General features: G+C 60.9%; 19 protein-coding genes. 17 read left to right on the top strand and 2 right to left on the bottom strand.

Annotated features, from left to right (window positions below; all coding sequences use genetic code 11):
* Window positions 1–221 precede the first annotated feature (221 nt).
* The 14 genes from AVS7_RS04485 (at window position 222) to AVS7_RS04415 (ending at window position 16,976) form a co-directional block, all read left to right on the top strand.
* Window positions 222–1,022, top strand: a complete 801-nt coding sequence (locus AVS7_RS04485) for an enoyl-CoA hydratase (protein ID WP_020227220.1) — start codon at window positions 222–224, stop codon at window positions 1,020–1,022.
* On the top strand, window positions 1,019–3,142 hold the full coding sequence (locus AVS7_RS04480) for an acetate--CoA ligase family protein (protein WP_020227219.1): 2,124 nt from the start codon (window positions 1,019–1,021) through the stop codon (window positions 3,140–3,142). The genes AVS7_RS04485 and AVS7_RS04480 overlap by 4 nt, the downstream gene beginning before the upstream one ends.
* Before the next feature lie 37 nt (window positions 3,143–3,179).
* Complete coding sequence (locus AVS7_RS04475; protein WP_020227218.1) at window positions 3,180–4,160, top strand: tripartite tricarboxylate transporter substrate binding protein; 981 nt, start codon at window positions 3,180–3,182, stop codon at window positions 4,158–4,160.
* Window positions 4,161–4,165: 5 nt separating this feature from the next.
* Window positions 4,166–5,329, top strand: coding sequence for an acyl-CoA dehydrogenase family protein (locus AVS7_RS04470; RefSeq protein WP_020227217.1), 1,164 nt, complete (start codon window positions 4,166–4,168; stop codon window positions 5,327–5,329).
* Window positions 5,329–6,492: an acyl-CoA dehydrogenase family protein gene (locus AVS7_RS04465; RefSeq protein WP_024000943.1), complete on the top strand. Its 1,164-nt coding sequence runs from the start codon at window positions 5,329–5,331 to the stop codon at window positions 6,490–6,492. Before AVS7_RS04470 ends, AVS7_RS04465 begins: the two co-directional genes overlap by 1 nt.
* A gap of 585 nt (window positions 6,493–7,077) precedes the next feature.
* Complete coding sequence (locus AVS7_RS04460; protein WP_020227215.1) at window positions 7,078–7,821, top strand: PEP-utilizing enzyme; 744 nt, start codon at window positions 7,078–7,080, stop codon at window positions 7,819–7,821.
* A gap of 33 nt (window positions 7,822–7,854) precedes the next feature.
* Window positions 7,855–9,417 (top strand): hypothetical protein, encoded by a 1,563-nt coding sequence (locus AVS7_RS04455; RefSeq protein WP_020227214.1) that lies wholly within the window; start codon window positions 7,855–7,857, stop codon window positions 9,415–9,417.
* 3 nt (window positions 9,418–9,420) lie between these two features.
* On the top strand, window positions 9,421–10,026 hold the full coding sequence (locus AVS7_RS04450) for a hypothetical protein (protein WP_020227213.1): 606 nt from the start codon (window positions 9,421–9,423) through the stop codon (window positions 10,024–10,026).
* 4 nt (window positions 10,027–10,030) lie between these two features.
* Window positions 10,031–11,794: a pyruvate, phosphate dikinase gene (locus tag AVS7_RS04445; protein ID WP_020227212.1), complete on the top strand. Its 1,764-nt coding sequence runs from the start codon at window positions 10,031–10,033 to the stop codon at window positions 11,792–11,794.
* A 65-nt stretch (window positions 11,795–11,859) separates the two neighbouring features.
* Window positions 11,860–12,396, top strand: coding sequence for a biotin/lipoyl-containing protein (locus AVS7_RS04440; RefSeq protein WP_020227211.1), 537 nt, complete (start codon window positions 11,860–11,862; stop codon window positions 12,394–12,396).
* 11 nt (window positions 12,397–12,407) lie between these two features.
* Complete coding sequence (locus AVS7_RS23490) at window positions 12,408–13,772, top strand: acetyl/propionyl/methylcrotonyl-CoA carboxylase subunit alpha (protein ID WP_024000941.1); 1,365 nt, start codon at window positions 12,408–12,410, stop codon at window positions 13,770–13,772.
* Between the two features lie 8 nt (window positions 13,773–13,780).
* The gene (locus AVS7_RS04425) at window positions 13,781–15,247 is read left to right on the top strand and encodes a hypothetical protein (protein ID WP_020227208.1); all 1,467 of its coding nucleotides are present in this window, start codon (window positions 13,781–13,783) and stop codon (window positions 15,245–15,247) included.
* A complete protein-coding gene (gene surE / locus AVS7_RS04420; protein ID WP_020227207.1) occupies window positions 15,244–16,038 on the top strand; it encodes a 5'/3'-nucleotidase SurE in 795 nt (264 codons plus the stop codon). Before AVS7_RS04425 ends, surE begins: the two co-directional genes overlap by 4 nt.
* Window positions 16,035–16,976, top strand: coding sequence for a 3-keto-5-aminohexanoate cleavage protein (locus AVS7_RS04415; protein WP_024000939.1), 942 nt, complete (start codon window positions 16,035–16,037; stop codon window positions 16,974–16,976). Before surE ends, AVS7_RS04415 begins: the two co-directional genes overlap by 4 nt.
* Window positions 16,977–16,989: 13 nt before the next feature.
* Here AVS7_RS04415 and AVS7_RS04410 read toward each other — a convergent pair whose 3' ends face one another.
* Complete coding sequence (locus tag AVS7_RS04410; RefSeq protein WP_024000938.1) at window positions 16,990–18,033, bottom strand: LysR family transcriptional regulator; 1,044 nt, start codon at window positions 18,031–18,033, stop codon at window positions 16,990–16,992.
* 376 nt (window positions 18,034–18,409) lie between these two features.
* On the opposite strand from AVS7_RS04410, the gene AVS7_RS04405 reads away from it, so the two are divergent.
* Together AVS7_RS04405 and can are read left to right on the top strand one after the other, a co-directional pair.
* Entirely contained in the window at window positions 18,410–19,666 is a 1,257-nt protein-coding gene (locus AVS7_RS04405; RefSeq protein WP_049696848.1) for a branched-chain amino acid ABC transporter substrate-binding protein, read from the top strand.
* An 11-nt stretch (window positions 19,667–19,677) separates the two neighbouring features.
* Window positions 19,678–20,391 carry a carbonate dehydratase gene (gene can, locus AVS7_RS04400; protein WP_024000937.1) on the top strand — a complete coding sequence of 238 codons (714 nt, stop codon included), beginning with the start codon at window positions 19,678–19,680 and terminating at the stop codon, window positions 20,389–20,391.
* A gap of 11 nt (window positions 20,392–20,402) precedes the next feature.
* Here the strand turns inward: can and AVS7_RS04395 are convergent, their stop codons facing one another.
* A complete protein-coding gene (locus AVS7_RS04395) occupies window positions 20,403–20,939 on the bottom strand; it encodes a TetR/AcrR family transcriptional regulator (protein WP_024000936.1) in 537 nt (178 codons plus the stop codon).
* Window positions 20,940–21,048: 109 nt separating this feature from the next.
* Here AVS7_RS04395 and AVS7_RS04390 point away from each other — a divergent pair, with 109 nt between their 5' ends.
* Window positions 21,049–22,254, top strand: coding sequence for an efflux RND transporter periplasmic adaptor subunit (locus AVS7_RS04390; RefSeq protein ID WP_082176363.1), 1,206 nt, complete (start codon window positions 21,049–21,051; stop codon window positions 22,252–22,254).
* Window positions 22,255–22,331 lie beyond the last annotated feature (77 nt).

Here is a 22,331-nt window from a genome sequence, read left to right as displayed (position 1 = left end):
CTACCAACACCACCTCCGCGCCAGTGCTAGCTTTTCGTACCGTCACTTATTGCACTGAAAACGAGGAGACCCCAGCACGCGCAGGATCTGCAGTGCCCGCCGCATGTTCTGGGCCCCCGGGGTTTCCAGAGGTTTGCTCACTATGTGGGATTTCTTTGCAGTGATGTTTGTCATGTGGACATTGTTACCGGACCATCGATGCATTGCCAAGGACCATCCACATGCATCAATCCTCAGAACCTATCTCCACCGAAACACTGGGCGCCGTGCGCCGCATCTGGCTGAACCGGCCCGAGGCGCGCAACGCGCAGAGCCAGCAGATGCTGGAGGCCCTGGACCAGGCCTTCACCCAGGCCGAGCACGACCCCGCCATCCGCGTGGTGCTGCTGGCCGCCCGGGGCGCGCATTTCTCGGCCGGCCATGACCTCAAGCAGGCCCAGGCCGAGCGCGCCGAGTTCACTGTGGAGCAGCGCTGGGCCTATGAAGAAAAGCACTACTACGGCTACTGCCTGCGCATCTGGGACTTCCCCAAGCCCACGGTGGTGCAGGTGCAGGGCGCCTGCATGGCGGCGGGCTTCATGCTGGCCAACATGTGCGACCTGGTGGTGGCGGCCGAGGACGCCTTCTTCTCCGACCCCGTGACCCACACCATGGGCGCGGCGGCCACCGAGGTGCTGATCCACCCCTGGGTGATGGGGTTGCGCCAGGCCAAGGAGTTCCTGTTCACCGGCGCGCGCTGGAGCGCGCAGCAGGCACGCGAGGCCGGCTTCGTGAACCGCGTGGTGCCCACGGCCGATCTGGACGCCGAAACCCTGGCGCTGGCCCAGCGCATCGCCCAGGCGCCGCCCTTTGCGCTGCGCGTGCTCAAGAAGTCGCTCAACCGCTCGGTGGATGTGCGCGGCCTGCGCGAGGCGCTGTCGGCCCACTTCGACCTGCACCAGCTCAGCCATGTTAGCGAAGAGTACCGCCAGACCAAGGAAGCTGGCCTGGCCAGCGCCATCGCCAAGGGGGCCCGCGCATGACAACGAACGCCCACCACCCGCAGCGCCTGCAACCCCTGCTGGCCCCGCGCTCCATCGCCCTCATCGGTGCCAGCGACAACCCGGGCCGCATCGGCGGCATGCCGCTCGATCTGCTGCGCCACTTCGGCTTTGCAGGCGCGGTCTACCCGGTCAACCCCAAGTACCAGGAGGTATTCGGCTACCGCTGCTACCCGGACATCGAATCCCTGCCCGAGGCCTGCGACCTGGTGGTGCTGGCGATTGCCGCGCCCGAGGTCACGGCCATGCTGGAGCGCTGCCACGCCCGGGGCATCCCCGCCGGGATTGTCTACGCCGCCGGCTTTGCCGAAGCGCCGGGCGAGGGCGAGGCCCTGCAGCGCACGCTGGAGGCTTTCGTGCAGCGCAGCGGCATGGTGGTGGCCGGCCCCAACTGCATGGGCTTTGCCAACCTGAACCTGCACGCCTACACGGCCTTTGCCTCGGTGTTCAAGAACGTGCCGCCGCAGACAGGCCCCGGGCGGGCCAGCATCGTCACGCAAAGCGGCAATGTCTGCTCGGCCGTGTTCGCCCTGGCGCGCCGGCTGGGCGTGCCGGTGAGCCACTTCATCAACACCGGCAACGAAGCCTGCGTGGAGTTCTCCGAGTACCTGCAGTACCTGGCGGCGGACGAGTCCACCGAGTGCGTGGTCGGCTATGTGGAGCAGCTGCGCGACGGGCCGCGCTTCATCGACGCGGCGCTGGCCTTTGCGCGCCAGCGCAAGCCGCTCATCCTGTACAAGGCGGGCGAAACGGACAAGGGCTCCGAGGCCGTGCGCTCGCACACCAGCGCGCTGGCCGGCGACCTGGCGCTGTACAAGGCGGCCTTCGAGCAGCTCAACGTGATCCGCGGCACGGACTTCGCCCAGATGGCCGACCTGGCCTACCTCAGCGGCTTTCGCGCGCGCCAGGGCGGGCCGCGCGTGGCCATCGTCACCATGTCGGGGGCGCTGGGCGCCATCCTGGCCGACAAGTTCATCGGCGCGGGGTTGGAGGTGCCCACACTGAGCGAGGACCTGCAGCACACCCTGCGCGAGGGCATCCCGGACTACGGCATGGTTTCCAACCCCGTGGACGTGACGGGCAACGTGGTCAACTCGCCGCAGTTCGTGCGCACCATCCTGGGGGCGCTGGCGCAGTCGGACCAGGTGGACACCGTGGTGGTCTATGCGCCGGGCTACCTGCTCGACCGCATGGCCGAGCCGCTGGTCGAGGTCTGCGGCCAGTGGAACAAGCTTTTCGTGGCCATCGACACCGGTGCCGCCCGGTGCCGGGATCAGCTCGCCCAGGCAAGCGTGCCGGTGTTCGACGACATCGGCCGTGCCACGCAGGCGCTGGCCCCGTTTTGCCAGTGGCTGGCGCGCCACGAGGACGTGGCCCGCTGGGCGGCCCTGCGCCAGGCGCAGGCGGTGGTTCAGCAGGGCGCGGCACCGGCGCTGCCCGCAGCGCTCAACGAGCATGCCACCAAGCTGCTGCTGGCGGGCTATGGCGTGCCCTCGCTGCAGGGCCTGCCGGCCCGCGATGCCGACGAGGCCGTGGCGGCCGCCGGGCAGCTGGGCTACCCCGTGGCCCTGAAGATCCTGAGCGCCGACATCGCCCACAAGACCGAGGTCGGCGGCGTGCGCCTGAACGTGGCCGACGATGCCGCGTTGCGCACGCTCTGCGCCGACATGCTGGCCAGCGTGCAGCGGCACAGCCCTGCGGCGCGCATCGACGGCTTTCTCGTGCAGCCCATGGCCAGCGGCGGCGTGGCCGAGCTGATCGCTGGCATCACGCACGACCCGGTGTTCGGCCCCGCGCTCACCGTGGGCCTGGGCGGCGTGCTGACCGAGCTGTACCGCGACGCCAGCCACCGGCTGCTGCCCGTGGATGCCGCCATGGTGCAGACCATGCTGCGCGGGCTGCGCGCCTGGCCGCTGCTGGACGGCTTTCGAGGGCGGCCCCTGGCTGACGTTGACGGTGCATGCGAAGGAATTGCCGCGCTATCACGCGCCCAGGCTGCCTTGGGCCCTCAAGTGCAGGAGATCGAGATCAATCCTCTGCAGGTGCGAGCGCAGGGGCAAGGCGCATTCGCCCTGGATGCACTGGTCGTCGTCCAGGGCTGACTATTTCCCACTTCACAAGGATCATAAGGAGACAAGCATGGCAAACCTCTTCACAAAATTCGCTTCTGCACTGGTGGCTGCTGCCGTGTTGGGCGTAGCGGCCCCTGCAATCGCTCAGGACGGCTACCCCAACAAACCCATTCGCATGGTGCTGCCGTTCCCCCCGGGTGGCGTCACGGACCTGCTGGCGCGGGCGCTGGCTGACAAGCTGGCCCCGCGGCTGGGACAGCCTGTGATCGTGGACAACAAGCCGGGCGCTGGCACCGTGTTGGCATCCGACATCGTGGCGAGGGCGCCTGCAGACGGCTATACGTTGCTGCTGGCTGCGTCCTCATTGGGCACCGCTCCACTCATCTACAGCAAGGTGAACTACGACGCAATCAAGAGCTTCACCCCTGTCACCCAGGTGGCCTCGGTGGTGCACGTGCTGGTAGTCAACCCGGCGCTCCCTGTGAAGTCGGTCAAGGACCTGGTCGAATACGCGCGCGCAAACCCAGGCAAGCTCAACTACAGCTCTACCGGGACTGGCACTTCGACCCATCTGGAAGGGGAACTGTTCAAGAGCATGGCCAACGCCTACATGGTGCACATTCCGTACAAAGGCAGCGGGCCGGCGCTGACCGACCTGGTGGCGGGAGAGGTGAACGTCATGTTTGATGCATTGGGTTCCTCAAGCCCTTTCATCAAGGCTGACAAGTTGCGCGTCCTGGCCGTAACTACCGCCAAGCGCTCCGAGTCCATTCCCGAACTGCCCACCGTGGCGGAGTCCGGCGTGCCGGGCTACGAGGCCATGCCCTGGCTGGGCCTGGTGGCGCCGGCCGGAACGCCCGCACCCGTGGTAGAGCGGCTGCACAAGGAGATCGCCGCCATCCTCAAAGAGCCGGACATCCGCGAGCGCTTCAAGGGCTGGGGGCTGGACATCATCGGCAACACATCTGCCGAGTTCACGACCTTTCTGCGTCGCGATGTGGACCAGTGGGCGCGTGTGATCAAAAAAGCCAACATCAAAGCGGACTGAGTCTCATGCGTTTCACGTTCACCGAGCAGCAGCAGCTTATTCAGGACAGCGCGCTTGATTGGCTGCGCGACAACTACGATTTCCATCAGCGCGCGGCGAGTGTGCATTGCGAAGGTGGCAACTTGCAGGTGTGGCAAGCCCTCGCCGACCTTGGCTGGTTGGGCCTGCCTCTGGCGGAGGACATTGGCGGATTGGCTGGCGACGCGATCTCCGTTGGACTGGTAGCTCAAGCTCTGGGTCGGCATCTGGTTGTCGAGCCATACGTGGCACATGTTGTGTTGGCGATGCAGGCGATGGACCGCTGCGCAACCTCTGCACAGCGCCTGAGCTGGTTGCCACCACTGGTAGCAGGACAGCAGAGGTTGGCCTGGGCCCACGCGGAGCCTGGTGAGGTCAGCCCGTTTGACGCCCGAGCCTGCACCGCAGAGCACACAGGGGGGGGAATACTGATCAGGGGAGCCAAACAGGGCGTTCGTGGGGCAGCAGGCGCTACCCACTGGCTTGTATCGGCTACTTTAAAACACAACGGTCAGCAACTTCTGCTGCGCGTGCCGAGAGAGCAGGAGGGCGTCCGTATAGACGGGTACCGCACGAGCGATGGGGCGTGTGCGGCGGATCTGTACTTTGATGGCGCGCTGGTGCCAATGGCGAGTGTTCTGGGTGACGGCAACACAAGTACCAATGCGCTGGAGTCTGTGGTTTGCTGGGGCATCGTTACTGCCTGTTGGCAGGCGACTGGCGCCATGCAGGCAGCATTGGAACAGACCCGGCGCTACACCGCTGAGCGACACCAGTTTGGGCAGGCCTTGGCCCAGTTCCAAGTCGTCCAGCACCGCCTTGCGGAGATGGGAGTGCTTTGCCTCGAAGCGCAAGCTGCGTGCGAGCTTGCCTCCATGCGGATGACCCGAATCCAGGGAGAGGGCCTGAGGGCCGTAGCTGCCGGAGCCCGAAGCAAAGTTGCGCGTGCGGGAACCATTGTCTCGCAGGACTGCGTGCAGCTGCACGGCGCCATGGGCGTTTGCGAAGAACTTCCCATTGCCGCCACTTTTCGATACCTGCTTGCTTTCGAAGTTGAGGACGGTTCAGCCGATGCCCATGCGCAATGGTTGGGTGAGCACGCTCACACCTCACAAAGATACGCGATCAGCCAGACATTGGGAGACCTGTGATGGATTTGGAACTGAGCCCTGAAGACCAGAAGTTCCGGCAGGAGGTGCGGGAATTCTTGTCGACGCATCTCACAGACACCTTGCGTGTTGGACAGCTACGCACTACAGCGATGTATCCGGATCCCGACGTATCCGGTCCTTGGCAACATCTACTCAATCAGCGTGGGTGGCTTGTTCCGCTCTGGCCCGTGGAATGGGGTGGCACCGGCTGGACAGCATTCCAGCGCTTTATCTTCGAAACAGAATGCGCGCTTGCGGGTGCACCGCTGGTTCATCCGATGGGTGTTCGACTGGTCGGCCCCGTGTTGCTCAAGTTCGGCACTGACGCCCAAAAGCGCGAGCATTTGCCGCGAATCCTGTCTGGCCAAGACTACTGGTGCCAGGGATTCTCTGAGCCCAACGCAGGGTCGGACCTCGCGGCGCTGCAACTTCGAGCGGACCGGGATGGAGAAGATTATGTGCTCAATGGCTCCAAGATCTGGACTACGCACGCGCATTTCGCGAACCGCATGTTTGCTCTGGTACGCACCAGCAATGCGGGACGCCGGCAAGACGGTATCTCGTTCCTGCTGATTGACATGTCCTTGCCTGGCGTCGGCGTGCGGCCGATTCACACCATCGGAGGAGACCACGATGTGAATGAGGTCCACTTCGACAATGTGCGCGTTCCTGTCTCTCAACGTGTTGGGGAAGAGAACGCCGGGTGGGAGTATGCCAAGTATCTGCTCGAGTTCGAGCGTGGTGCAGGCATCTTCAGCCCGCGCCTGCGATCCCAGCTCAAGCGCGTGGCCAGCGTATTGCCGTCGACAGGCTCTGGCGATGGCCTTCTGCACAAGGCCTTCGGAGATCTGAATGCTGATCTGGACGCTTTCGAATGGCTTGAAGCGCGCAGCATGGCTTCGTTGGCGCCCGGATCGAGTCCAGGACCCGTGGCGTCGGTGCTGAAGCTGCGCGCGAGCCGCCTCAAGCAGGCAATCGGCGCTCTAGGACAACGAGCGCTAGGTCGCAGTGGGCTGCGATGGCACAGTGAATCGCCCTTCTCGGACGCCACCCAGCCTCAAAACATGTCCCTGGTTCCTGAATATTGCAACAGCCGGGCTTTCACGATCTTTGGAGGAGCAGCAGAGATCCAATTGGGCCTCATCGCGAAGAGCTACGCGTGAGCAGCGTCTGCAGGTTGGGCAGATCGACGATCCTCGCCCTGCAGGCGGCATCAACATCCGAAGCGAAGACACCGCAGCTTCCTCGCTGAATTCCACGCAATGGTCGACGGCAATGGCCGGCGCAAAGAGCGAGAACGGGTTGCCAAGTCACTTGAGTCAAGCCACTGAGCACTTAACCAGGCGCACACCTGCGGGCCTTGCGAAACAGTGCAGATTTCCTCCCGCGTCCAATGGTTGGTAGCACAAAGTTACACCGTCACCCCGGCCAGGCATGCCGGTCCCACCGCCAGGGTGCGCATGCCAAACAGGCATGCGAGAGAGCCAGTGCTTCCGCCACATCTGCTGAAGCGCGACACCCAGTCGAAACACATCAAGCGAGAAAAAGACGCACCGCCAGCGTACTGCGGACCTACACGGTCTAGTGCAGGGAGCACCATGGGCTCGGGCAACACCAGATCAGCCAAACATATCGTAAACACCAATATTAGATATGTATAAACTGCAACGACAATGGGCCCCAGCGGCTGAATGACGCGAACAGCGGATAGGCCGTGACGTAGCTGAACTACTCAATGAGGAGACGCAATGGCCACCCTGTTCATGGACACCAACAAGTACGACGACGGCGAAGGCCCCCCTATCGTCGAGGCGTACCACAGTGCAATCAAAGACCTCATCAGGCGCAGGCTGGAGGAGCGAAAGTGCACCTGGGCTGAATTCGTGTTCGGCGCAAGCTACGAGCTGATTACGGCCGAAGACATGAAGTCGATCGAGGCGCAAGTCCTGGCGAACGGATACCGGTTCACCAGCTCCGCCATGATTTCCGCGCTTGAACGCCCGAACGCCTACCTGCCCATCCCAGGCGCGGAAGGCAATCCCGACGAATTCTCGTTCGAGCACGGCGAGGCCAACATCGCAGCGGCCGACCAAGACGGACGACAGCTTTGCGGCCAGGGCGACAACGTGGTCGAGCACCCCAAGAACGTGCGAGGTACTGCGCGTTACTTCCGGTCGATCAAGGACGTGGCAGATGCGCTCGCCGGCGGCGTGCCTGTGAACACCATTGCCGTCATCGACGACAGCGGAGGCACGTTGACCGCGCCCATTCTGGAGCAGTTCGCCGGGGTGATCTGTGCAGGCGGCACTGTCCGTTCCCATCTGGGAATTCTCACGCGTGAGTACGGCATACCTTGCCTCATGAACTCCAAGATCAAGGGGATCAGGAATGGCGACCTGGTGGAGCTTGAGGTCAGTGCTCCAGCAAAGACAACCGAGGCCTACCAGTCGGGCACCGATATGTCTGTGCGAGTTTGGAAGATCGCTCGCTGATAGCGCAATCAATCAAAACTGAAGGAGACAGCCATGCCCCGTCCAAACCTGACCTACAGCCAGATTCTGGAGACAAACAACATCATGCGTGCCGCCGGCGAGGAGACCTACTACCTCGGCGTCACGCGTACCGTCCAAGAGTCCAAGTTCTTCCCGGTGTCGGCTTACGTGATGCTGGGATACCTCAATGCGTTCTACCGCTATCCGGCACTGCTGCGAAAAATCGAATCGCACATGTCGCCGGAGGACATTGCTGATCGCATCCGCAACTGCACCACCAAATTGGAGTCGATGGGCATCAACTGGTGCATGATCAACTTCTATCTCCTGGGCCGGGAGATGCTCATCAACATGGGTGTGATCCGCCCGCACGACGCTGCGGAAGACCTTGCCTACGTGCTCAACTTCTGGCGCCGCTTTCAACTGGCGCGTCGACGGGAAGATGGACGCCTGACGTGCAAGGAGGCCGGGCACCGTTCCCAAATCCTGGCAGAACGCCGCATCCAGGTCTACCACGCCGATATGTATGAGTGCGCCCATGGGGACGAGCTCCATACAGCAACGGACCAATTCCTCGCGGCACTGTCCCAGTACGCCGTTCTGGTGGCCTGCGAGAGCCGGGTATGCATGACCAACCACGGGCCCTACAACCTGGGCAATGGCCGCGAGATGCTGGTGCGGGACTTCTTCGACCTGGCGGAAGGCGACATGCCATGGTTGGATGGCATCGCCACCGAGGTGCCCTATGGCCGGATCACGGTAACCACTGCGGTGAAAGACACCCACTTCTACATTGTCGACGACTGGGGGAGCTTCGAATCGAAGCCTGAGTACAAGGCTGAGAATCTTTGCGGGGTAGGCCTCTATACCTCTGACGAACTGTCGGAGACCCAGATCCCAATCGGCATGGGAAGCAAGGAAGAACTCACGAAGACCCTGGTGGAACTCACCAACATCTTCAAAGACACGACGGCCAAGTTGTGGAAACGCTTCGCCTCCTACCACCGCGAGCAACTGATGGATGCGGGCGCACTGACGTACTACAACATCATCAAGGATTTCGCGCATGTTGCCGGCTGCTATGAGGCCGACGACTGGAACAAGATCGACGAACGCGCGGATCGCTTCCGTCCACTGCTCAACGACGAGTACGGCAACCAGATCCTGGGTGCGCTCTTTGTGCCGTTGTCCTGCCCAAGTCACCAGGTCAGTCCCTACGTGATGATGCAGCACTCCAATCTGCCCAAGCGTACCTACTCTCCGCTGTCCGCTGCAGCTTCGGTCGACGACGGCTGTGTTCCCACGGTTGGCAACCGGATTCATCCGGGGGTCACCTACCTGCCGGAGAAGGTCGATAAATACCGAACGACCCAGGGTGACCTCACGCTGCAGGAGTTGAACAAGCGCTGCAAAGAGTTCTTGCCCGCCCTGTTCAAGGAGCCTTTCCGGTATCTGGACGACACATGGGTGAAGTACCACTTCGATAGCCCTCTCGCCGATGAGCTCTACAAGCTCGAGCAGCGGCAATCGAGGACTCTCAAAGGCAAGGGAGCGCGTGTCACGCGCGATGAGATCAACGCACAGACTTTCGAATGAGCCATGAACGCTGAACAACACTTGGTACTTCACGGCCTTGCCATCAAGAAGTATGCGCACCCCGATGCGATTGCATCGCTTTTGGATCTACCTCCCGGGCGTGTGAAGCAGGTCGTCGACGAGGGCGTGGCCAAAGGGACCGTGATCGACGTCGGTGGAAAGTTCGCAGTTTCGCCGGCGGCTCGCCTGTCGCTTCACGCCAACTACAGCCGGTTCTACGGAGCGCTGCGAAACGACAAAGCGTTCCGTGACGCGCATCTGGACTTCGAGAAGATCAACCACGACCTCAAGTCCTTGATCACGGACTGGCAGACGATGAAAGTCGCTGGAAAGTTGGTCCCCAACGATCACAGCGACGAGGCCTATGACGACAAGATCCTGTCACGGCTCTCAAAGCTGCATGAGCATGCGAAGCGCATCCTCGCTGCACTTGCTCAGAGTTTGCCTCGCATGAAGGTGTACAGCGAGAAGCTCGAAGAGGCACTGGACAAGGCCGAGTCAGGAGACTTGGCCTGGGTCAGTGACGCAAAAACCGACAGCTACCACACCGTCTGGTTCGAGCTCCACGAAGACCTCCTGTGCCTCTTGGGCGAGCAACGCAAGGAATGAAGCCATGATTGCCATTACAGAGGCACCTTCGACATTGGTGCTGGATGGATCGAACCTGCCGGAGCGAAGTCTTGTGGGCGGAAAGGCGTGGTCTATCGCCCACATGATGCACCTTGGATTGAGGGTGCCCCCAGCATTCGTGATCACTGCGCCATCCAATGCGAGGTATCTCGAAGAGGGTCGGCTATGGCCCTCGCTTCTCGAAGAAATCCAGGCGGGCATCGGCTACTTGGAGCGTCAAAGCGGGCGAGTGTTCGGAGGAGGCCCGAGGCCGCTTCTCGTGTCGGTCCGCTCCGGAGCGGCTGTGTCAATGCCGGGCATGATGGATACCGTCCTCAACCTCGGCATGAACGACGATGTGCAGGCGGAGATTGCGAAGGAATGCGGCGACCCGGCGTTTGCAAATGACACGCACAGGAGATTCCTGCAGCTGTTTGCGAGCGTGGTGTTGAAGGAGGACATCGAGGAAGGTCACTCGACAGAACTGCAATCCATTCGCCAAGCCCTCATCAACCGGAGCGTGGGCGTGCCGAAAGATCCCTATGCCCAATTGCATGCGGCAATCGAGGCTGTGTTCGCATCGTGGAACTCCAGGCGGGCAAAGCGGTACCGCGAGCACCATGGCATCCCGCACGACCTAGGCACGGCTGTGACTGTCCAGGCAATGGTCTTCGGCAATCTCAATGAGCGCTCCGGGACTGGGGTGCTCTTCAGCCGTAACCCACTTACCGGAGAGCGTCAGCCATTCGGCGAGTACCTGAGCAAGGCGCAGGGTGAGGATGTGGTCTCAGGCCGGTTCACGCCGCAGCCCTTGGATGACCTGAAGCAGAGACTAAGCAGTGCGCACCAAGAGCTGCTGAGTGCCGCCGAGACCTTGGAGCGAGCCGCGTCAGAGGTACAGGACATCGAGTTCACCGTGGAGGACGGTCGGCTGTTCATTCTTCAATCGCGATCTGCGAAGCTGGCTCCGCAGGCGGCGGCGCGGACGAGCGTTGACTTTGTGAAGGAAGGCCGGATCTCGCGGGAGGCAGCATTGAAGCGTGTCACACCTGACCGACTGCGTCAGCTGCTTGCACCTCAGATACCCGCCTCGTCCATTCAGGGAAAACTGCCAGTCGCCCAAGGTGAAGGCGCTTGCCCTGGCGTCGGTATCGGCATCGTTGTCAACGATGCGGATCAGGCTGAAGTCCTCATTCAGCGCGGAGAGCGCGTCGTGCTATTTCGCCCCACCACCAGTCCAAACGATCTGCACGGAATGATTGGTGCGGCAGCGGTCGTGACCGAGGAGGGAGGAAGCACCTCTCACGCGGCCGTGGTCAGCCGTTCGCTCGGTGTCCCGTGTGTCGTCGGGTGCGGTGCTGGAAGGCTACGGGAGCTAACAGGTCGCATTGTTACGGTCGATGGCCAGAACGGGACCGTCTACGACGAAGCTCTTCAAGTTGAGCGCGCTGATGAACGCAGCGATCCTGTGCTTGGTGAGCTGTTGTCTTGGGCTGCGGCGCGGTCGCCAATTCGCGTTTTGCGGATTGGTGACTCCACTGCCCAGCCTGTACTGGATTTGGATGGGGATGAGGAAGCCTGTGACGCGGACACCGTGGATGCAGCACTCGCGCGGCTCCTGAAAGGCGGCTCCTACAAGGGGGCAAAAGGCGGTGCCATCGCCACCGATGCAGGGATTCACGCGGCTGTCAGGCATGGCCTGGACTTCGTTGTCGCAGATCCGGTTCTTCCTCCTCTCGTCGCCGCAGTCGCCGGCGCCCTTCGCTGAATTTTGCGGCTCGGAGCCGCCAACCATCCTTCCATTTCTATCCACCTCTACCCAAGGAACACTCCGTGCTGAACATCAAGTCCCAAGATATCGCTGCTCTCATCGAGGCCTTCGAGCGCAGCAGCTCGCGAGAGATGCGCGTCGCTGCGGGCAATCTCGAACTTCAACTTTCCAAGAACGCTGACGGTGTGCGGCAGATTTGGAAGGGACGCTCTGACGTCCCGTCGCAAGCTCCCGCAGCGCTTGCCCCAGCGACTCCGGCTCCTACCGCCACCACGACACCGCCCGCCGCTGAAAAGGCAACGCAGGCAGCGGCCCCCGCAGCGGCAGCGGCAGTGTCTGGTGCTGCCCCGGATGGGCACGTCTTCGTCCGTGCGGCGAACCTGGGAACCTTCTATCGCGCCCCAAAGCCAGGTGCCGAGAAGTACGTCGAGATCGGATCGCGTGTATCCAAAGACACTGAGGTCTGTCTCATCGAAGTGATGAAGCTCTTCACTCCCCTCGTGGCAGGAACAGAAGGCATCGTTCGCGAGGTCTATGTGAGCGATGGCTCATTGGTCGAGTTCGATCAGCCGCTGTTCCTTGTGCAGCTCGAATCCTGAAAGGGCCTCCAGTGATCCGGAAGTTGTTCATTGCCAACCGCGGAGAAATCGCGCTTCGTGTGGTGCGGGCTGCGAAAAAGCTTGGCATTCACTCGGTACTGGCCGTATCCACTGCTGATCGCGAGAGCATGGCGGCAAAGGAGGCCGACCAGGTCGTGGTGGTAGGACCTGCTCCTGCACGCTCCTCCTACCTGAATGGGCCGGCTCTTGTCCATGCTGCGGTGACAACTGGGTGCGACGCGTTGCACCCAGGTTACGGCTTTCTCTCGGAGCGGGCATCCTTTGCCAAGCTTTGCGAGGACCAGGGCATATTGTTCGTAGGACCTCGATCCGAAACCATTGAAGCAGTTGGAGACAAGCTTGCCGCGCGTCGCTTGGCCACGACGGCCGGAATTCCAATGGTGTCGGGAACTGGCAAGGTCTCGTCCACTGAGGAAGCGCTCAGTACCGCTGAGCGAATCGGCTATCCAGTAATCACCAAGGCGTCCGCTGGCGGTGGCGGCCGTGGCATGCGGGTTGCGCGCAATGCATCCGAACTGCGGGATTCTTTCGACCGCTCATCGCAAGAAGCGCTTGAGGCATTCGGAGATGGAACGCTCTATTTGGAGCGTTTTGTTGAACGAGCGCGCCACATTGAAGTGCAGGTACTGGGCGATGGACACGGTGAAGTTCTTCACTTTGGAGAGCGTGACTGTACCCTGCAGCGTCGGTACCAGAAGATGATGGAAGAGGCGCCTGCAATTGCCCTTTCGGAAGGTGCAAGACAGCGCATTCATGCGGCTGCAATTGGTCTGCTGAAGCCGTTGAAGTACCGGAATGCTGGAACGGTGGAGTTCCTGTTCGACCCGGATCGAGACGAGTTCTACTTCATGGAGGTGAATGCTCGAATCCAGGTGGAACATCCCGTCTCCGAGATGATCTGCGGCGTGGATCTGATCGAGTTGCAGCTTCAAGTCGCCGCCCTTGAAAAGCTTCCGCTTCAACAATCAGACATCCGTTTCAATGGCCATGCCGTGGAGTTGCGAATCCTGGCGGAAGACCCGCGCCGAGATTTTCAGCCAAGCCCTGGCCGTCTCACGGAATGGCACTTCGACACGAACAGTGATGGTCGCCGCCTGGATAGCGCGATGCATGTTGGTGCCCTTGTTCCCCCGTACTACGACAGCATGATCGGAAAGCTTCTCGTCCACTGCAACAACCGAGACGAGACCATGCGAACCATGCTTTCGGTGGTACAGGGGGCCCGCATTGCTGGCATTCGAAGCAATGTCGAACTCCTGCGCTTCCTCCTTGCGCACCCGGACGTCTTGAAAAACGACGTCGATACCCGATGGGCTGAGCGCGTACTCATGCCTCAATTTCTTCAAGCTCAATAAGTACTGCTATGGCACACATTCACATCTTGGATACGACAATTCGCGACGGACAGCAAGCGCTGTGGGGTATGCGGATGAAGGCTGGAATGGCGCTCCCAGTCGCTCCTATCATTGACAGGACCGGCTACAGCGTCATTGATACAACGGCTTCCTCTCTGTTTGAGGTACTGGCGCGCAGTTGCCAGGAGAACCCCTGGGAAGGCCTGGACCTGCTGGTGGAAGCCATGCCAAGGACACCCAAGCGGGCGGGAATGCGCTCCAACGCAGCGGTCACCTTCTCCATCACGCCTGACGCGTTGATGGACGCGTGGATGCGCCAGTTGAACGTGCACGGGCTGCGCAGCTTCTGGGTCTACGACGTACTTTTCAACATCGACAAGATGCTGCGTCTCGCCAAGGTCGCCAAGGAGTTCGGATCGACCTGCGCGGGAGCCCTGATGTTCACGCTTTCGCCTGTGCATACCGATGCCTACTACGCAGACAAGGCAAAGAAGCTGGCGGCTTCCGACGATATTGACTCGATCCTCATCTACGACACTGCAGGTGTCTTGGAAAAAGAGCGCCTGAGCACGTTGATCCCGGCAATCCTCGCGGTCTCGCGCGGCAAGCCGATCGAGCTTCACGCCAACAACATCCTGGGCCAATCGGGCAAGGCCTATCTGGATGCGGTCGAGCTCGGAGTCACCATCCTTCACACCTCTTCTAGGCCGCTGGCCAATGGGCCTGCCGTTCCTTCGGTCCAGATGTTTGCCCACAACCTGGAGGTGATGGGGCACACCCACGACCTGAATCTTGACCTTCTCGAGCCGGTCGCCACTCACTTCGAACGGGTGGGACGCGCCGCTGGCTATCTGATCAATCAGAACAACGAGTACGACGTGCTTGCTGTGAAGCATCAGATCCCTGGGGGGATGGTCGGTACGTTGAAGGCGAATCTTGCCACGCACCGCATGGAGCACAGGCTGGACGAGGTGCTCCGCGAAACTGCGGTTGTGCGGCGCGAGCTTGCATACCCCGGCATGGCGACTCCCTTCAGTCAGATCGTGGGCATCCAGGCTGTTCTGAACATCGTCACTGGCAAGCGCTACTCGATCGTCTCGGATGAGGTGATCGCATACGCCGCAGGTCACTACGGCGAGATGGTTGCGCCCATCGAGCCAAACGTTCTCGACAAGATCATGTCGAACCCGCGTGCCAAGCACGTCGTCGCCAACCCTCCCGAACAGCCGACCATCCAGGAACTGAGGAAGCGCCACGGCACGGAAGACGACGACGAACTCTTGTTGCGGGCCCTTGTTCCGGAAGCCGACCTGGTGCGCATGCGCGCCGCCGGCGCCGTGCGACGCGACTACCCGCTCTTCTCCAGCCCAGAGCTGGAAGAGGTGTCACGACTCATCCTGGCGACGAAGCTGCCCAGCGCTCAACTGCGATTTGGTGAGATCGAACTCGAGCTTTATGGGAGCCAAGCGGTATGACCTCCAATGAGTCGATTGAAGCTTTGACACGCCGCATCGTTGTCGTGAATGACGACGGCGTGCACGCCCGCGGCCTGGCCCTGCTTGAGAAGGTCGCCGCGAAGTTTGGCGGCGAAGTCTTCGTTGTTGCTCCCGACGAAGAGCGGTCGGGCGCTTCGCAGTCCATCTCCCTTTCCCTGCCACTGCGTGTCCGGCAATTGGATGAGCGTCGATTCGCCGTCAAAGGTTCGCCAGCGGACTGCGTGATGTTTGCGCTCGGACACCTGCTGAAGGACTCTCCGCCCACGCTTGTGCTTTCGGGCGTCAATCATGGTGAGAACCTGGCCGATGATCTTGCATATTCGGGGACTTCGGGTGCGGCGATGGAGGCTGCGCAGTTCGGCATCCCTGCTATCGCATTCAGCCAGGTGCGTGAACTCGGTCAGATGCCGAACTTCGACGTCGCGGAGCGACACCTGGAACCAGTCCTTAGAAAGCTGATTTCGCAACCGTTCGTGGATGGATTGGTGTTCAACGTGAACTTTCCTGCCAATCCTGGCGGCGAAGTGACAGGCGTTCATGTAGTCCCTGCAGGCCGTCGTGTCCGAAGGCCGTTCTTCCCTGTGGAAAGCCGCGATGGGCGCAACATTCCGCTGTACTGGGTTCATGTGGACTATGCCCACGAAGTACCCGCGACGCCCGGCACTGACTTGGCGTCCGTTCGCTCAGGCGCTATCTCCGTCACCCCCCTGCGCAGAGACCCGACTGACGAGTACATCCTTGGGCGCATCGAAGAGGCTTTCGCATCATGACTACCTCCGTGAGCCGCAAGGCCATCATTACGTGTGCCATCACAGGCGCTGTACACACTCCGACAATGTCGCCGGCTCTGCCGGTGACCCCGAAAGAGATTGTCGACTCCAGTCTGGCCGCCGCAAAGGCAGGTGCAGCGGTAATTCACTTGCATGCGCGGGATCCGGTCGATGGACGCCCAACCCCTCGGCCAGATGTCTTCATGGAGTTTCTTCCCGAGATAAGCGCGCGCACGGACGCAGTTCTGAATATCACCACCGGTGGTAGCACCCGCATGACGCTCGAAGAACGTCTGGCTGCACCGCTTCAGGCGAAGCCTGAGTTGTGCTCGCTGAACCTGGGTTCGATGAACTTCGTGTTCTCTCAGATGGCGTCCAAGTACGACACATGGAAGCATGCTTGGGAGAAGGACTATGTAGAGGGCAGTGACAACGTCATTTTCCGCAATACCTTCCGAGACATCGACGGCATCCTGAGGCAACTTGGCCACCAGCACGGCGCTCGGTTCGAGTTCGAATGTTACGACCTCGGCCACCTCTACACGTTGGCGGACTTCGCTGATCGGAAAATTGCCCAGCCGCCGTTCTTCGTGCAGATGATCTTCGGCGTACGCGGTGGAATTGGCGCAGATCCCGCGCATCTGACGCACATGAAGCGCACGGCGGACAAGCTGTTTGGAAACGACTACGTGTTTTCGGTCATGGCTGCCGGCCGCCACCAAATCCCATTCGCAACCCAGAGCGCAGTGATGGGAGGCAGTGTGCGGGTGGGATTGGAAGACAGTCTTTTCATCGCCCGCCGGACCCTCGCCGAATCGAACGAGCAACAGGTTGGCAAGATCAAACGCTTGCTGGATGAGCTCGGCATCGAGGTGGCAACACCCGATGACGTCCGATCGATGCTCCAGTTGAAGGGGCGTTCAAACGTCGGCTTCTAGTTGGTTGTCGAGCCTATTCGTCGTTCATCATCCAGGGCTCATTCTCGTGGGAGGTCACCTCCCCCAGAATGATGTCCTCCATGGCTTTGGCTTCAGGGGATTGATTTCTTTCGCGAAGCCTTGCCATGTAGAGCGTCCGGCTGAGTGCCGGACGCAGTGGCTTTGCAACGAATTGTCCGGATTCAAGTTGTTCCTGGCAGGCCATTGCAGGAAGAATTGCACAGCCAAAGCCTTGAGAAATCATCCCTCGCATGAGCGAGACACTGTCCATGCGGACCATCGGGTCAAGCTCGATGTTGCCGTCTTGCAGATAGCGCTCTATCACAAAGCGTGTTCCGTGGGTGGCGGCAGGAAGCAGCAGGTCCGGGATCGCGCTGAGTCTTGATCGATCAATCAACTTCTCGCCGACCAACGGATGGTCGTTTCTCATCGTCAACTCCAGTGGTTCAACAATGATCTTGCGGGTTGCAATCTTCTGCGAGTTCGGATTGTGGAGAACCACGGCCAAGTCGACGGCCCCGTCCGCCAGATACTGGTGGACATGGCCGCTTGAAGCCTCCAGCACAGTCAGCTTGGTCTTGGGGAATTCCTCCCTGAAACGGCGGATTACACCTGGAAAGTATCGCGAGGAAAAAGGACGCGGGGCCGCAATGGTGACTCGGCCTCGCGTCGTTCCCCTCGTCATGCTGATCTGTTCGCGTGCAGACTCCATCTCGCGAATGATCAGTTCGGCCTGGCCCAGCAGAACTTCGCCGGCGTGCGTCAAGGTGACTCCACGGCTTGCTCGCAAAAGCAGCGGGGCGCCCAGTTCCTCTTCCAACTGCTGGATCTGGCGACTGAGAGTCGACTGTGCCACGTCCAGCGCCGCCTCTGCAGCGGTGAAGCTCCCCATCTTGGCGACTTGCGAAAAGTAGAAGAGGCGGCGGCTATCTATCAGGTGCTGGGCGGCACGTTCGCCAAGCTCGCTACGCTTGTTCCGTGAGGAACTTGGGCTTGTATCGGCGATGCTCGCCTGATCATCCTCCGCCATGGGCAGTGCTTTTTTCTTGGTACTCATGTAAACCTAAGTGGCTATGCCGCAGAACTGCGGCCACAGCCAAGGGCTGTGAAGCTAGATTCAAACTCTGCACGTTGTCGACGTGCGTTGCGCTGGTCAATTTTACGGGGGGGCGACTATGCCGGCAGTCCTCGAAATCCCGAATCTGCCGGTCGTCATTGCCCGCATCGACATATCGAAAACCACTATGGAAGATATGTACAAAACGGATTGTAATTCACGGAAACCCGCCTCTGGTTGATGGCTATCGATCAGGGCAGCCAGCTTTTGCATAGGTAAGAAAGAGACAAGTATGCTGAAACTCATTGATGTGCTTCTATATGGCATTACGACATGCCGCCGCATTGCTCTCGCGATTGCTCTTCCGTGCATTGCACTGACAGATTTTGGAGCTGCGGCATATGCAGCTGAGCAAACAACAGCGGAACGCAATACTGCGCCAGCAGTGAAGATGGCGCTGATCGAAAGCCTCTCGGGCACCTTCGCCAACACCGGCGAGGCCGTCTACCGCAACATCTACTGGGCCATGGAGCGCGTGAATGCGCGCGGCGGCGTGGCGCTGCCCACCAGCGCCGGCGGCCCGCGCCCGCTGGCGCTGGAGCGCTACGACAGCAAGGGCCAGAACGAAGAGGCCCTGTCGGCCCTGCGCGCGGCCATCGACGATGGCGCGCAGATCGTGCTGCAGGGCAATTCCTCGGCCACGGCTGCGGTGCTGATCGAGGCCATCAACAAGCACAACGAGCGCGAGCCGAACAAGCGCGTGCTCTTTCTCAACTACTCGGCGGTGGACCCCATCCTCACCAATGAGAAGTGCAGCTTCTGGCACTTCCGCTTCGACGCCCATGCCGACATGCGCATGGCCGCGCTGATGGAGGTGATGCGCGAGGACAAGGCGCTCAAGAGTGTCTACCTGATCGGCCAGGACTACAGCTTCGGCCAGGCTGTGCTGCGCGAGGCGAAAAAGCAGCTGGCGGCCCAGCGTCCCGACGTGGCCGTGGTGGGCGACGAACTGCATCCCGTGGGCCGCGTGAAGGACTTCGCGCCTTACGCCGTGAAGATCAAGGCCAGCGGCGCGCAGGCCGTGGTCACGGGCAACTGGGGGAACGATCTCACGCTCCTGGTCAAGGCCGCGCGCGAGGTGGGCTACGAAGGCAGCTTCTACACCTTCTACGGCAATGCGCTGGGCGCTCCGGCAGCCATCGGCGACGCCGGCATCGGCAAGGTGGTGGCCGTGGCCGACTGGCTGCCCAACGTGCCGGGCGCCCAGAGCGAGGTCTTCTACCAGGCCTTCCGCGAGCGCTTTCCCAAGCCGCAGGACGACTACGTGCACATGCGCATGCAGCTCATGGTGGAAGCGCTGGCCCAATCCATCGAGCGCGCGGGCAGCACCGACCCGGTGGCCGTGGCGCGCCAGATGGAGAAGGCCAGTGTGCAGCTCTCGGGCCAGGGCGGCAGCATGCGCGCGGCGGACCACCAGTTCCAGCAGGCGCTGGTAGTGGGCGTGATGGACAGGAAGGGCGCGCCCGGCGTCAAGTTCGACGTCGAAGGCTCGGGCTATGGCTTCCGTGTGGTGCGCCAGATTGCTCCCGCCAAGGCCGAACAGCCTCATGGCTGCAAGATGTCCAAATACTGATGAGGGCGTATATGTCGACTGCTTCCATCGACGATCTTTTCGTCAACAACCGCACCTGGGCCAGTCGCATGGAGCGCGAGAGGCCGGGATTCTTCACTGACCTCATGAAGCAGCAACAGCCGAAGTTCATGTGGGTCGGTTGCTCGGACAGCCGGGTTCCCGCGAATCAAATCACGGGTTTGGATCCAGGCCAGATCTTCGTCCACAGGAATGTGGCCAACGTCGTGGTGCCAACGGATCTGAACAGCCTGTCGACCATTCAGTTCGCTGTAGATCAGTTGCACGTTGAGCACATCATGGTGGTTGGACACTATGGCTGTGGTGGTGTTCAGGCCGCTCTTCAGAACATCCGCGTTGGATTGGCAGACAACTGGATCCGCCACGTCAAAGACGTGCGAGATCGGCACCACGAGTTGATCGAGAGACTCGATCCCCAACATCACCTGGATGCACTATGCGAGCTCAATGTCGTAGAGCAGGTCATGAACGTTGCACAGACGACCGTAGTACTCGATGCGTGGAAGCAAGGGCAAGCGCTTGCTGTGCACGGGTGGTGCTACGGTCTGAAGGACGGGCTCATCAAGGACTTGAAATTCTCCGTGCGCAGTACTTCTGAACTAGAGACCAAATACAAAGCCGCAGTTGCCTCGATCACACGAAGCGAATTGGAAACGCGGTGTGAGGACAAAGCTATCGAGCAATGGCGAAGCCGTCAGGCTTCTTGAAAAGGCACGCGCTACGTTGGGAGAATCCCTGCAAGCGTTGTCCTCAGACAGTGTTCAAAAGCCTTCACATCCATGGGCTCTGGAGCAATGCGACGTTGCACAGAGCCCTGCGCGAGCACAGTCATCAATTCGTAGCGGGCAGCCAACTCACTGTCGACCAGGTCTGGATAAGCTGTCCTGAAAATCCTCATGCAGGCTGCATAGGTTTGCGCGTCCGAATGGGAGACGATCTTGGCGACTGCCGGATCGCGGAATGCTTCCGCAGTCATGTGAAGCACGAGCAACTGATTTTCCACACTCTCGGTGTCCGCATTCGCCATCCGAGAGGCGAAGACATGCGCCCAATCCATCCGCAGACCTGTCTCCTCGATACGTTCTAACCGCCAGGCTGCTATGCCTTCCATGATGGCGTGAACGATGGCTTCCTTGTTGTCGAAATAGCGGTAAATCTGCCCAGCGCTCAGGCGCGTGCGTTCCGACAGCCGCGACATCGTCAAGCCGGCAAAGCCATGCTCAAGCACACACGCACGCGCCTGGCGCAGGATCATGCTTCTACGCTCCTCATAACGATCGCTTTTCGAGGATTTCCGTTCCGGGTCTAAGGCCATTGCCTGTTGTCTTACAGAGCTATTCATGTGCTCATGATAATAATTGAGAATGATCGTTCTCAATTCACCAATTTCTCCTTCCGAGCCGCAGGCTCGGCTAGCTCTTCCATACGGTGCATTCATCGCCATAGGGGTGGTGCTTGCGGGTTGCGGCGAGCCGCCACCGCCACAGAAAGCGGGCCCAGTAGAAGTGGGGATCGTGACCTTAAGCGCTCAGCCCGTGTCGCTGCAGAAGGAGGTGTTCGGGCGGACAGTGGCGTCTCTGGTTTCTGAAGTACGGCCCCAGGTCGCGGGCATCGTGAAGACCCGTCGATTTGAAGAAGGAGCCATGGTGAAAGCGGGGCAAGTTCTGTACGAGATCGACCCCACGCTTTACCAGTCAGCTGTCAATGAAGCAACTGCATCGCTGCGCAACGCTCAAGCAGTCGTGGCTGCCGCTGAAGCGAAAAGTCGGCGCTACGGTGAGTTGGTGGACATCGAAGGGGTGTCAAGGCAGGAAGTGGACGATGCGAAGGCTGCACACGAACAAGCGCGTGCGGCAGTGGAACAGCAACGCGCAGTTCTCGAAACCGCCCGAGTCAACTTGGCGTACACGCAGGTTCGCGCACCAATTGGTGGCCGTATCGGAAAATCAACTGTGACACCTGGCGCGCTGGTCACTGCCAGTCAAGCTGACCCACTGGCCACAATACGCAAGCTTGATCCCATGTACGTCGACGTTACGCAGTCGAGTGCCGACTTGCTGCGTTTGCGCCAGGTGCTGTCAACCGGCGGATTGCGGCCTGCGGACGCTGCGATAAAAATGGTTTTGGAGGACGAAAGTGCCTATGCCCAACCTGGACGCCTGAAGTTCTCTGAGGTTGCTGTGGACGAGTCCACAGGAACAGTCACTCTGCGAGCGGAGTTTCCCAACCCTGATGGGGTGCTGCTACCGGGAATGTACGTGCGTGCCGTGCTGACAGAGGCGGTAGAACCTGAGGCCATCATGGCCCCCCAACAGGGGATCACCCGTGATCCGAAGGGCGGAGCTACAGCGCTGGTGCTGAACGCTGAGAACAAAGTGGTTCCCAGAGCGGTGACGACGCGCCGCTCAATCGGCGACCAGTGGCTTGTTGCCTCGGGCCTTTCGGAAGGCGACAGGCTGATTGTTCAGGGTCTCAACAAGGTGAAAGCGGGCGATACCGTTAACCCTGTCACGGTCGACCCCAAGGCCCCGGCTGCGCCTGCACGCCCCGCTACTGCCGGGGGGCGTTGACATGCTTGGGGTCTCCTCGTTTTCAGTGCAATAAGTGACGGTACGCAAAGCTAGCACTGGCGCGGGGGTGGTCTGGG

Source organism: Acidovorax sp. MR-S7 (assembly GCF_000400995.2).
Classification (GTDB): Bacteria; Pseudomonadota; Gammaproteobacteria; order Burkholderiales; family Burkholderiaceae_C; genus MR-S7.
Note: the sequence above shows the minus strand (reverse complement) of the source record. Positions and strands in the feature narration are given on the sequence as shown.